Origin of the sequence: Streptomyces sp. NPDC012827 (genome assembly GCF_042900905.1) — a bacterium.
GTDB classification, from domain to species: domain Bacteria; phylum Actinomycetota; class Actinomycetes; order Streptomycetales; family Streptomycetaceae; genus Streptomyces; species Streptomyces gulbargensis.
In genome coordinates this window covers 395,372-407,452 of the sequence record NZ_JBIBBY010000002.1, presented here as the reverse complement: position 1 = coordinate 407,452, position 12,081 = coordinate 395,372, and the positions used below count along the sequence as shown (strand labels likewise).

At 72.4% G+C, this 12,081-nt stretch carries 10 protein-coding genes; 7 read left to right on the top strand and 3 right to left on the bottom strand.

All coding sequences use genetic code 11. The features are described 5' to 3' along the window. Window positions 1–413 precede the first annotated feature (413 nt). Together ACFY60_RS05265 and ACFY60_RS05260 are read left to right on the top strand one after the other, a co-directional pair. Window positions 414–617 (top strand): cold-shock protein, encoded by a 204-nt coding sequence (locus ACFY60_RS05265; protein WP_200430022.1) that lies wholly within the window; start codon window positions 414–416, stop codon window positions 615–617. Window positions 618–920: 303 nt separating this feature from the next. Beyond that, the gene (locus ACFY60_RS05260) at window positions 921–2,441 is read left to right on the top strand and encodes a DEAD/DEAH box helicase (protein WP_388609623.1); all 1,521 of its coding nucleotides are present in this window, start codon (window positions 921–923) and stop codon (window positions 2,439–2,441) included. Between the two features lie 363 nt (window positions 2,442–2,804). Here ACFY60_RS05260 and ACFY60_RS05255 read toward each other — a convergent pair whose 3' ends face one another. Continuing rightward, on the bottom strand, window positions 2,805–3,458 hold the full coding sequence (locus ACFY60_RS05255; protein WP_388610204.1) for a hemolysin III family protein: 654 nt from the start codon (window positions 3,456–3,458) through the stop codon (window positions 2,805–2,807). 336 nt (window positions 3,459–3,794) lie between these two features. On the opposite strand from ACFY60_RS05255, the gene ACFY60_RS05250 reads away from it, so the two are divergent. Further along, window positions 3,795–4,016 carry a hypothetical protein gene (locus ACFY60_RS05250; RefSeq protein ID WP_388609624.1) on the top strand — a complete coding sequence of 74 codons (222 nt, stop codon included), beginning with the start codon at window positions 3,795–3,797 and terminating at the stop codon, window positions 4,014–4,016. Between the two features lie 411 nt (window positions 4,017–4,427). Here ACFY60_RS05250 and ACFY60_RS05245 read toward each other — a convergent pair whose 3' ends face one another. Both ACFY60_RS05245 and ACFY60_RS05240 read right to left on the bottom strand, forming a co-directional pair. Continuing rightward, window positions 4,428–7,943, bottom strand: coding sequence for an NACHT domain-containing protein (locus ACFY60_RS05245; protein ID WP_388609627.1), 3,516 nt, complete (start codon window positions 7,941–7,943; stop codon window positions 4,428–4,430). 15 nt (window positions 7,944–7,958) lie between these two features. Further along, entirely contained in the window at window positions 7,959–8,375 is a 417-nt protein-coding gene (locus ACFY60_RS05240) for a hypothetical protein (RefSeq protein ID WP_388609629.1), read from the bottom strand. Window positions 8,376–8,805: 430 nt separating this feature from the next. Here ACFY60_RS05240 and cseB point away from each other — a divergent pair, with 430 nt between their 5' ends. The 4 genes from cseB (at window position 8,806) to ACFY60_RS05220 (ending at window position 12,068) form a co-directional block, all read left to right on the top strand. Further along, the gene (gene cseB, locus ACFY60_RS05235) at window positions 8,806–9,471 is read left to right on the top strand and encodes a two-component system response regulator CseB (protein WP_388610206.1); all 666 of its coding nucleotides are present in this window, start codon (window positions 8,806–8,808) and stop codon (window positions 9,469–9,471) included. Further along, window positions 9,468–10,721, top strand: coding sequence for a sensor histidine kinase (locus tag ACFY60_RS05230; protein ID WP_388609631.1), 1,254 nt, complete (start codon window positions 9,468–9,470; stop codon window positions 10,719–10,721). Before cseB ends, ACFY60_RS05230 begins: the two co-directional genes overlap by 4 nt. Before the next feature lie 146 nt (window positions 10,722–10,867). Next, a complete protein-coding gene (locus ACFY60_RS05225) occupies window positions 10,868–11,101 on the top strand; it encodes a hypothetical protein (RefSeq protein WP_388609633.1) in 234 nt (77 codons plus the stop codon). 193 nt (window positions 11,102–11,294) lie between these two features. Further along, complete coding sequence (locus ACFY60_RS05220; protein WP_388609635.1) at window positions 11,295–12,068, top strand: ABC transporter ATP-binding protein; 774 nt, start codon at window positions 11,295–11,297, stop codon at window positions 12,066–12,068. Window positions 12,069–12,081 lie beyond the last annotated feature (13 nt).

Genomic DNA, 12,081 nt, shown 5'->3' with positions numbered 1-12,081 from the left:
CAAGCCTGTCTCATCATGGTGCGCCACTTCGCCACGACGCACACCACTTCCGGCCGACGGAACGCGGTCCGGGGCAGCGGCCCGTCACCGTCCGGCCTGCCGGCCCTCTTCTCCGAAACACCGCATTCGCATGAATACCTGTGCTCGCGGTCTGAGTTTTTGACGACCATCGCGGAGAGAGTATTTGCCGGCGACACCCAAGGGGAAGTATTCGACGCACGAAGACCACGGGGACGTGCTACTGTCTGTCCTAGTTGCAGTTTTGGTACCCAAAAAACTTCGAGCGCTCCCGTCGGCCATGTGCCGCTCGGAAGTGCTTTACATTTCCGGTATCTTCCGGGCAGGGCATCATCGCGGCGACACGGCATCCGTACGGTACGGATGGCCGGTGTACTGCCCCAAGGAGATATGACATGGCTGCTGGCACCGTGAAGTGGTTCAACGCGGAAAAGGGTTTCGGCTTCATCGAGCAGGACGGTGGCGGCGCTGACGTGTTCGCCCACTTCTCGAACATCGCCGCCCAGGGCTTCCGCGAGCTGCAGGAAGGCCAGAAGGTCACCTTCGACATCGCGCAGGGCCAGAAGGGCCCGACGGCCGAGAACATCGTCACCGTCTGACACCGACGTCTTGCAGCTGGGGCCCGCATCCCTCGGGGTGCGGGCCCCAGCTGCATGCATTTCCGCAGTGATGTGCCCTGCCGGAACACCACTTCAGGGTACGCGCCCCCCTCGGAGCCGTACCCTTCGACGCCCCGGATTCCCTTCCGCGCGCATTCTCTTTCCGTTCGTGCCGCCACGGATTATCCGTGCGCCACGTCCGCATTCGCTTCTCGAATTCCATCCGGTCCGTACCTGTGATTCCGCATGCTGCTCTCCCGCTGCGGACCTCCTTGATGCGTGCCGTATCAAGGAAGGTTCTGAATGAACCCCACACGTACGAACAGCCGCTCTTCCCGCACCCGCCGCACCAGCGCTCCCGCTTTCGGCTCCTCCTCCGGCTCGCCCCGGGGCGGTCGCTTCGGTGTGCCGTCCGCCCCGAGCCGTTCGGGTGCTCCCCGCCGCTCGGGAGGTCAGGGCCGACGGCCCGCCCCGGTGCAGGGCGAGTTCGCCCTGCCGAAGACGATCACTCCGGCGCTGCCCGCCGTCGAGGCGTTCGCCGATCTCGACCTGCCGAAGGCCCTGCAGGCCGCGCTCACCGCGCAGGGCGTGTCCGTCCCGTTCCCGATCCAGGGGGCGACGCTGCCGAACTCCCTGGCGGGCCGTGACGTTCTGGGGCGTGGTCGTACGGGCTCCGGCAAGACCCTCGCCTTCGGCCTGCCCCTCCTCGCCCGCACCGCCGGACAGGTCGCCGAGCCCCGTCAGCCGCTCGCCCTGGTCCTGGTCCCCACCCGGGAGCTCGCCCAGCAGGTCACGGACGCCCTCACCCCCTACGCCCGCGCCGTGAAGCTGCGCGTGGCCACCGTCGTCGGCGGCATGCCGATCGGCCGGCAGGCGAACGCGCTGCGGAGCGGCGTCGAAGTCGTCGTGGCCACCCCCGGCCGCCTGAAGGACCTCATCGAGCGCGGCGACTGCCGGCTGAACCAGGTCGCGATCACCGTGCTGGACGAGGCCGACCAGATGGCCGACATGGGCTTCATGCCGCAGGTCACCGCACTGCTGAACCAGGTCCGTCCCGAGGGCCAGCGGATGCTGTTCTCCGCGACCCTGGACCGCAACGTCGACCTCCTGGTCCGCCGTTACCTCACCGACCCCGTCGTCCACTCCGTCGACCCCTCCCAGGGCGCGGTCACGACCATGGAGCACCACGTCCTTCACGTGCAGGGCACCGACAAGCACCGGCTGACGACCGAGATCGCGGCGCGCGACGGCCGGGTCATCATGTTCCTGGACACCAAGCACGCCGTGGACCGCCTCACCGAGGACCTCCTCCGCAGCGGCGTGCGGGCCGCCGCCCTGCACGGCGGGAAGACGCAGCCGCAGCGCGCCCGCACCCTGGCCTGGTTCAAGACCGGACACGTCACCGTTCTGGTCGCCACGAACGTGGCGGCGCGCGGAATCCACGTCGACAACCTCGACCTCGTGGTCAACGTGGATCCGCCGACCGATCACAAGGACTACCTCCACCGCGGCGGCCGTACCGCCCGGGCCGGCGAGTCCGGCAGCGTCGTCACCCTCGTCACACCCCAGCAGCGCCGCGGCATGAACCGTCTCATGCAGGACGCAGGCATCGTGCCCGAGACCAGCCAGATCCGCTCGGGTGAGGCAGAGCTGAGCCGGATCACCGGCGCCCAAGCCCCCTCCGGCATCCCGGTCACCATCACGGCACCGGCGTCCGAGCGCCCCAAGCGCAGCACATCCTCCTCCCGCGGCCGCCGCGGCCCCGCCTCGGCCGCCCGGCGCGCCGGCGCCCGTCGGCCCGCCCTCGCCGCGGCGACGGCCTGAGAACCACCCGATCGGGACATCCCCATCTGCGCAGAAGCCATGACATGACGGTCGGGGTGGCCCTGGCCGTGACGGCCAGGGCGCGCCCCGGCGACCGAGGGCCGTTCGCCTCGCCCCCGACCACGACGAAGCCGAACACGCGATGCGCCACCGCGGGCTCGACGGAGGATCGATCACGAGCAGTTGCTCGCACGAGGTTCGCCGCCACGCCGGCACCGCGAGTGGCCCGGTCGGTGCAGTACGCCCTGACCGCGCGGAGCACTGACGAGTTCCGTCTTCCTGCTCCTGCGCAGCCCGGTAGCCGCGGGTGGCTCATGCCGCGAGGACCTCGGATCACTCAACCATGACGCCCGCTCGTCGTGGTCAGTAGGCGGCGAGGAAGATCGCGATGTAGTGAGCTGTGAAGGCCGCGACGGTCAGTGCGTGGAAGACCTCGTGGAAGCCGAACCAGCGGGGCGAGGGGTTGGGGCGCTGGAGGGCGTACACGACCGCGCCCACGCTGTAGAGAAGCCCGCCGGTCACGATCAGGGAGACCACGGCCACCCCGCCGCTGTGCAGGAAGTCGGGCAGGTACCGCACGGGTGCCCAACCCAGGGCCAGGTAGCAGGGGGTGTAGAGCCAGCGGGGAGCTCCCACCCACAGGACGCGAAAGGCGATGCCGACCACAGCACCCGCCCACACGATCCACAGCAGGAAGGACCACTTGTCGCGGGAGAGCAGAATCACGGCGAGTGGGGTGCATGTGCCGGCGATGATCAGGAAGATGTTGGCGTGGTCGAGGCGGCGCAGAACAGCCTCACCCAGGGGTCCCCAGGTGCCGAGGTGGTAGACGGCACTCGTCCCGAACAGCAGCCAGGCCGCCACGGAGTACACCGCGCAGGCCCACACGGCCTGCGGTGTCCCTGCCAGGCAGAGGAGAACGATGCCCGCTGCCAGCGACGCGGGAACCATGCCGGCGTGAAGCCAGCCACGCAGCCTCGGCTTGATCGGCTCCACCAGATCGGCCGCCCGCTCCACCACGGACTCCCCTCCTTCTCCCGCCGGCGGGGAAGCGGGACAGGTCACTTCGGCGCCGTCCCGGGCCACCGCATCCCGTCCCGAGACGGACCGCTGAGCTTCTCCGGCAACCATGCGCACATGCCAGGAACCGGCCCGAGTTGGCTACCAGCGGCCCACCTCGTCGCACATGGCCTGTTCACAGTCGCATCACGATTCCGGTCCTGGCTGCCTGGCAAGGACCAGGGGGTGTCTCCCGACCTGGGGTCGGTGCCTCTCGGCGGGACCCTTCTCGGCTCCCGCACGCTGCGGACGTGAACGGCGCAGCGCATCGACGTGGGGCGCATACTGGAAGCAATGACTAAGCCAAGTGCACCGAAGCGCATCCTGCCCACCAGCCCCTTCAAAGCCCCGGTCACGCCGCCTCCCAAGCAGTTCGCCGTGGGCGACCAGGTCACCCACGACGTGCACGGCCTCGGCCGGGTCATCGGCATCGAGGAAGGGATCGCGGCGGTCGTGGATTTCGGCTCGGCGCGAGAGCGGATCCCCAGTCCGTACGCCAAGATGAGCAAGCTGTAGGACCACCGTGCCCGGTCACGGCACACCAGATCCGTTCGCGGACCCACAAGGAAGAGGCCCCCTCTCATCGACCTGACCTCGCCGTTCTCCGCGCCGGAAGAGGCGTCCCGCGGCGCCGCCGCAGCAGCACCGCATCCCACCACACAGCCCTTCCAGGCGCCCGACTTCGGGGAGATCGACGCCTTCCTGCTCGACGAGGACGGGCAAGCGTCCGCCTCTGGCACGGGTGCGGCTCGACGCGAGGCAGGCTAGCTCCCACGCGTGACGACGGCTTCGGCACCGGGCCACGCGGCGCACCGTTTCCGTTTCCCTCCACGGCGAGTGCGTCGACCAGCCCCGTGCGGTACGACTCCGATCCGTCACGGCGCGTGGGAGGACCGGCCCTGATCGCGGCCGTGGCCGCGGCCGTGATCAAACCGCGGGCCCCTTCCTGTTTCCGCCGGTCTGGGTGAAGATGTCGTTGACGATCTTCTGCGCCAGTTCCTTCTCCTTCTCGGCGGTTTCCACGGCGGCCCACAGCAGGAAGGCGTGCCGCTTCCCTCCGTCGTCCTGGTAGCCGAAGTGCCGCCACAGCAGCATCTCGTAGCGGCGGCCGTCCTTGCCCGCATCCTCGCGTACGGCGTACCACGACGAGCCGTCGGTCTGCTTCCGGTCGAGCCCCCGCGAACGGCTCTCGCGCCCGCTCCGCAGCACGACTCCGGCCTCCTCACGGTCGCAGGACGGGCCGCAGGAGAGCAGAGCGAGGTCGATGCGGAGGTCGGGCGGGGTGACGCCGAGCGTTTCGCTCTCCTCCCGGGGCCCGCAGGCGCGCACGGTGAGCCCGTCGGTCTTGACGTCGGCCGAACCGGCCGCATAGGTACACACGATCCACTTCGGTGCCCGGAAGGCGAACGGGAATCCCGGCTGCAGCCACAAGTACGAACGCTCCCGGCCCTTCCAGGTCGCACCGTGGACCGACTCCTGCCACTCACGGTGGTAGGAGGCGAAGCGGTGCGGGGTTCGGTCCGGGATCCGGGTCTTCGGCAGGTCGGACAGGAGTCCGTCGGCGCCCGCCGCGTCCGTGATCCACTGCGGTCCCGCCGCGCGCAGCGCCTTGCGGAACAGGATCTCGGCGACCGCTGCGGTGCGCTTCTCGGTCGCGAACTCCTCCGCGTACTCGACGGTGATCGTGGCATTGCCGTAGCGCGCGAGCAGCCTGGCCCGTGGCGGCGCCACCTCCATGAACTCCGACAGCTGAAGGTAGTGCTTCCGTTCCATGACGGCGTACGCCTCGTCTCCGAGGCCGTCCAGCCTCCGCACCTCGGCGTCCCCGCTTCGCCGTGCATCGCGTGCGACGGCGTCGAGGACGTACGCGGCCGACTGGACGCCGTTGCGCCTCTGGTCCGACCCGTACAGCGCGGTCGTGATGCGGATCCGTACCTCCGGGGCGAAGGGCGACTGCTCGGCGGCCGCGCATGCCGTCCCCAGGAGAGCGTCGTACCCGTGCTCGACGCCGTCGGACGTGAGCTGCCGCAACTCCCGCGCGCCGAGCAGCGCGCACGCCTCGGGCAGCGTCCGCACCGGCAGCGCGGGGGTCATCCCCACCACACTGCTGCCCACCAGCAGCGCCCCCACCTCCCACACCGAGAGCACGCCGGAGAGAACCCTCGCGCGCCGCCCGTCCGCCACGCTTCCACGCCGCCCGCCACGGCCGCCGTCACGGCCGGTGTCCCCCGCGGAGGCGTCCTCGGCGAGCCGGTCCCGCAGCTCGATGTGCCGGAACTCGTAGAACCCCCCGGACTGCCGCAGCACCCCGCGCCGGTGAGCGTCGTGCAGGAACTCCATGAACCGCCACGGCACCTTCCCGGCCGCCGCGAGCGCGAGCCGCGCCACCGTGTACCGGCCCCAGGCGGAGACCGCGACGTTGTACAGCAGCGTGCTCAACAGCGACCCGCCCACGACGACGACCCAGTCCCGTACGGAGACGTGGTGCCGCCCGACTCCGTGCAACTGCCACCACAGCAGCATCGGCGCGGGCAGCACCAACAGGTACGCCCCGCCAATCAACTCGTGCCGCAGCGGGGCGAACATCCCCATGACGAGTACGCCGCGCCGGTCGGCCCGCAGCAGCCCGGCCGGTGACCCGGCCAGGGCCGTATCGGCGGGCCGCCACACGGCACCGGTCAGCCGCCTCGCCTCCGCCAGCAGCGCGCCCGCGCTCAGGAGCGCCATGACCAGCACAGAGGATGCGGAGCCACCTCTCAGAACCGCCCACCAGCCCGCGAGCAGCACACCACCGACCAGCCCCCACCCCCACCAGGTCGCCCGCTTCCGGAACGCCGCACGCAGCCGACGGACGGACAGCCCGGCCAGCAGGTACGGCGGCGTCAGCCACCGGTCCCGCCCCTGGGCCCCCGCCACCCCGGCGGAGCCCAGGGCAAGCGCTGCCACGACGGCATAACCGCCGAGCAGCGACACATCGACCCCGCTCCGCCACCACGGCTCCCCGAAGCCCGCGAGACCCAGTACGGCCCCGATCCCCACGACCGCGGGCACGAGCCCGAGCGTCCGCACCCACCACGGCACCTCCCGGTCGAGGTGCCACCAGGCGAACTGCGTCCGCCCCGCCGCCCGCATCCGCGCCGCCAGGAATCCGGCCCACTTGCGGGCCTCCTCCGACGAACTGCCGCCGTGCAGTTCCCGCCGGGACCGCGAGGCGCTGTAGACGGCGTCGAGGTAGGCGGCGTACAAATGGCCCCGCAGCTCCTCCGCGGCGCCGAACCGACCGGGTTCGATCAGTTCGTCCGGGTGCCGGTCCGCGCCGTGACCGCCGTACGCGGCCCGTGCGAGCCCCACCATCAGCGGTACGTCCAGGGCCCGTAACAGCATCCGCCCCTCGGACGAGCGGTCTGCCTCGACCTCGGCCTCGATCAGCCGGCCGACCACGTTCCGCCAGCGTGCCCTGCGTCCGCCCGCGCTCAGGTAGTCGCCGATCGCCCGCGCGGACAGCGGTTCCAGCCTGATCTCCGTGCGCAGGAAGTCGGAGTCGACGGGTATCTGTTCCGCGTACTCCTCGGGGCGGCTGGTCAGCACGAAGGGCCGTGACGCGGGCAGAGCGAGCAGGTCGTCGAAGGCCGCTTTCCGGGCGGCCTGCGGCAGTTCGTCGAAGCCGTCGAGGACGAGCAGCACCCGCTCGGTGTCCACGAGATGCGCGGCCACCCGTTCCGGCGGCACCCCCGGCACCGGCGTGCACGCCTCCGGGTGGTCGGCGGCGAGCTGCCCGGCCGCCCAGCTCTCGAGCCCTTGCCGGGTGTTCCAGGCAGCCAGCGGCACCACGACGGGTACGGGCACGGCCTCACCGCGCGCGGCGCCGCGTCGCAGCAGGTCCCGGGCGAGTCGCAGGGCGAGCACGGACTTCCCGGCCCCGGCGGCTCCGAGGACGACCAGTCTCCGGTCGGGCACCGCCCCGGGATCCTCGAACGCGTCGACGACGGACCCCCCGTGCGTTCCCGCCTCGTCCCCCGGCCCCCGCCACAGCACGTCGAGCATCCGCGGGTCGCCGGCCTGCCGCAGCCGTTCGTCATGCTCGTACCGCCGCAGCAGCGCCTCCGCGACAGCGGCCGCCGCACGGTCCAGCACCCGCGCCGACTCCCAGACCGCCTCCCTGCGCCGCCTCAGCGCGCGCCACGCCCACGTCCCCGCCGCCAGGACCGGAGCGGCCCCCAGGCAGAGCCACCCCGCCGCCACCGGGCCGATCCCCCACCCGGGGGAGAGCTGCGCCCCGGGCCCTGACAGCAGCAGTACGGCCCCGAACGCCGCAAGCAGCCCCGGCGCGCCGACCCGCACGTAGAGGGTCAGCCGCTCGATCACCCCGGCCTGGACGACCGTCTCCTGCCGCCCCCCGTACACCCCTTGGCGCACCCCACGGGGCGGCCTGCCACGGAGCACTCCCGCTCCTCTCCGTCAGGGCCTGTCCTCCGCCGCCGGCCGCTGGGACCCGCCGAGGTTCAGCGTCCCGATGTGCTGGGACTGCACCACGGTCCCCTGGGTGCCGCCGTAGATCCCCATGTGCACGCCGCCTCCCCCATGTCGGCTCAGCCAGCCTTCCAGCTCCCGGCCGAATTCCGCGTCCTGCCCCACCCGTACCGTCAGCGCCTCCGCGAGCGCACGTGCCCTCGCGGTGTCGCCGGGTGCGGCCCGCAGCTCCTCCAGCTCCCGCTGCCCGGCCGCGCCCTGTCCGTCCTCGTACCCGTCCCCGTCACCGCTCCCGGCGGGCCGCCGCCGCACCAGTGCGCACAGCGACTGCCACGCGCCCTGTCCGGCGGCCCCGGCGGTACCACCGGCGAGGGCCATGAGGAGTTCAACCGCTATCGCGTCCACTCAACGAGACTAGGGCCACGACGTGGGGGGCGGAACGGTCATGCATGCGTGCTGCCGGAGCAGTTCCGCGGGCGGGCAGCCCGGGGCCTTTGTGTCCGGGGTGTGTCGGAGAGGGCTCGGGCCGGTATCGGACCGCAGTGCCCGGCGAGTCGCCGGGCTGCCCGACCGGGGACTCGCCTGACGGTCGGCAGGGTCGTGACCTGCGGTTTCTTCGGTTGCGAGGAGGGTGGCCCCACGGCTTCGGGGGGTCCGCGCGGGGCGCCGCCCGTCCGTTGTCTGCCGTATCGTTCCGCATGCGGCGTGGTCACCCGCACGTCAGGGCCGTGCAGTCGGCCCGCCCGTCCGCCGCCTGGAACAGGAGCCCCCTTTGTCCTCGCCCGCCTCCTCCGCGCAGACCGCCCGGGTGCTGCTGGTCGAGGACGACGACCTGATGCGCCGGTCGTTCTCCGTCGCCCTGGATCGCTACGGCTACGAGGTGCGGGCGGTGGCCGACGGGCTCAGCGGGCTCGAGGCCTTCCGCGAGGAGGACTTCGACCTGCTGATCCTCGACGTCATGCTGCCCGGCCTCGACGGGATCGGACTGTGCCGCAGGGTCCGGGAGACCAGCCTGGTGCCGGTTCTGATGATGTCCGCCCGCGGCGACGGGCTCGACGTGGTCGCCGGGCTGGAGGCCGGGGCCGACGACTACGTCGTCAAACCGGTGGAGACGTACGTCCTGGTGGCCCGCATGCGTTCGCTGCTGCGCCGTGCCACGTACGCGCCCGTGCCCCCGAACGGACCGGGCCCGGCCGGGAGCCGGCCGGGCGACGAGGACGCGCTGGAGTTCGGAGACCTGAGGATCGACACCGCCGGAATGGAGGTGTCCCTCGCCGGGAGGCCCGTGGCGCTGACCCCGACGGAGCTCAAGCTCCTGCTGGAGTTCGCCGCCCACCCCGGGATCGTGCTGGAGCGGCACACCCTCCTGCGGAACGTGTGGGAGTACGGCTGGGACGGCGACAGCCGCGTCGTGGACCTGTGCGTGCAGCGGCTGCGCCGGAAGGTGGGCCGCGACCGGATCGAGACGGTCCGGGGCTTCGGATACAAGTTCCGGCGGTGACCGTGCGTCCCCTCCGCGGGCCGTGGTCGGGCCGTACCTCGCTGCGCCGGAAGATCGCCGCGCTCGCCGCGGTCACGGCCCTGTTCGTCGTGGCGGCGGTCGGCGTCCTGGTGCACCTGTGGACCGCGCAGGACATCCGCGCCCGCGGCGAGGCGCGGGCGGTGAACACGCTGTACGCCGCCATGGACGTCCACCGCCGCACCGGCGTCCTCACCGACGGCGCCGAGCTCGACCCCGCCGACCTGCCGGCGGCGCTGCGGGACCCGGCCGACGGCGCACGGCACCACGTCCACGACGGGCACGTCGAGGGAAACGTCGGACCGAGCGTCTGGGCGGCCCAGCGCACCGGCGGTCCGGGCAGCCCGGTCCTCGCCGTCCAGATCAACCTGGGCCCGGACCACGCCAACCTGGCGCGCCTCGACGCGGCCATGGCCGTCGCCTCGCTCGTCGCGCTCGCCACCGCCGTGCCCCTGGCCGTCTACGGTGCGGGGCTCCTGTCCCGAAGGCTGGGCCGGGTCGCCGAGACGGCGGTGCGGATCTCGGCCGGGGACCTGGACGCCCGTACGGGGCCCACGAAGGGCCGTGACGAGGTCGCGGACATCGCCGCGACCGTCGACCGGATGGCCGACAGCCTCGCGCTGCGGCTGCGCACCGAACGCCGGTTCACCGCGGACGTGGCCCATGAGCTGCGCACGCCCGTCGGCGGGCTGCTCGCCGCCGTCGACCTCCTGCCTCCCGGCGAGACCGAGGACCTGCTGCGGGCCAGGGTGCGCGATCTGCGCGACCTCGTCGAGGACCTCCTTGAGATCTCCCGCCTGGACGCCGGGGCCGAGGAACCGGTCCGTGTCCGGGTGCCGCTCGGCGCCGTGGTCGCCGAGGCCGTCGCCCGTACCGGCCTCGACACCGGGATCACCGACGACGGCAGCGCGCAGACGGTGGAGACCGACCCGCGCCGCCTGGAGCGGATCGTCGCCAACCTCGTCGTCAACGCCCACCGCCACGGGGCCGGCCCGGTCCGGGTCACCGTCGACGGACCGACGGTCGTCGTCCGCGACCACGGCCCCGGCTTCCCGGACGACCTGCTGCTCCACGGCCCGCGGCGCTTCCACACCGGTGCCCGGGAACGCGGCTCGGGCCACGGCCTGGGGCTCACCATCGCCTTCGGCCAGGCCCGGGTCCTCGGCGCCGAGCTGTCGCTGGCCGACGCCCCGGACGGCGGGGCCGTCGCCACCTTGCGGCTGCCCGCGTGACGGACGGCGGCCGTACGGCCGGTACACGGTGGAGCGGACGCCGATACACGGCGGTTCACGGCCCGATACGTCGCTCCGTCACCCTTCACAGGACGCCGCGTCCCGTGTCGGACCCCGGCGCGGAACCCACTGTCGAGGAGACCACCATGAACCCGTCCTTCCGCACCACCGCCCTGTCCCGCGGCGCCCTGGGCGCCGGCGCCCTCATCGCCGTCCTGTCCCTGCTGCTCGTCGTCGGCGGGCTCACCGCGAACACCGCGGCGGGCGAGACGGGGCAGCCCGCCGGAGTGCTCGGCGTGATCGGCCTGTTCCTCGGCGGGACGCTCCTGGCCGTCGGCGCGCTCGCCCGCAAGATCGTCGCACTGGGCGAACACCGGTAGAGGCGCTCCCCTTCAGGGCCTCCCCGCCGCCCGCGCTCCCGACGTGCGGCCACCGCGGGGAGGTCCCTGCGCGTACCCGGCCCGCTACACGTTCGCCGCACGCCCGAGCGGATGCCGATACACGGCGGCCCGGGCCCCGATACGTTCCCCGGACACCCTTCACGTGCGCTTTCCGTACGAGAAGAGGAGTCCCATGACCGCCGACCTCCTGCCACCGCACCCGACGACCGGCATCGCGGCCGCCACCACCGACCTCTCCAAGGTCTACGGCGGCGGCGACACCAGGGTGGTCGCCCTGGACCGGGTCAGCATCGCCTTCCGGGAGGGCGAGTTCACCGCGATCATGGGCCCGTCGGGCTGCGGCAAGTCGACCCTGATGCACTGCGCCGCCGGACTCGACACGCCCACCTCCGGGTCGGTACGCGTGGGCACCACCGAACTCGCCCGCCTCGGGGACCGGCAGCTCACCCAACTGCGCCGGGACCGCATCGGGTTCGTCTTCCAGGCGTTCAACCTGCTGCCGACGCTGACCGCGCTGGAGAACATCACCCTGCCGATGGACATCGCCGGCCGCCGGCCCGACCGCGCGTGGCTGGACCGGATCGTCGCCATGGTCGGTCTCGCCGACCGCCTGGGCCACCGGCCCGCCCAGCTGTCCGGCGGCCAGCAGCAGCGCGTCGCCGTCGCCCGCGCCCTGGCCTCCCGCCCGGCGATCGTCTTCGGCGACGAGCCCACCGGCAACCTCGACTCGCGCTCCGGCGCCGAGGTCCTCGGCTTCCTGCGGGACTCGGTGCGCGAGCTGGGCCAGACCGTGGTCATGGTCACCCACGACCCGGTGGCCGCCGGGTACGCCGACCGCGTCGTCTTCCTCTCCGACGGGCGCCTCGTCGAGGAGATGGCCCGGCCGACCCCGGACCGCGTCCTCGACCTGATGAAAAGCCTGGGCTCCCACTCCCACGACGGCTGAGCCGCACCCCGCC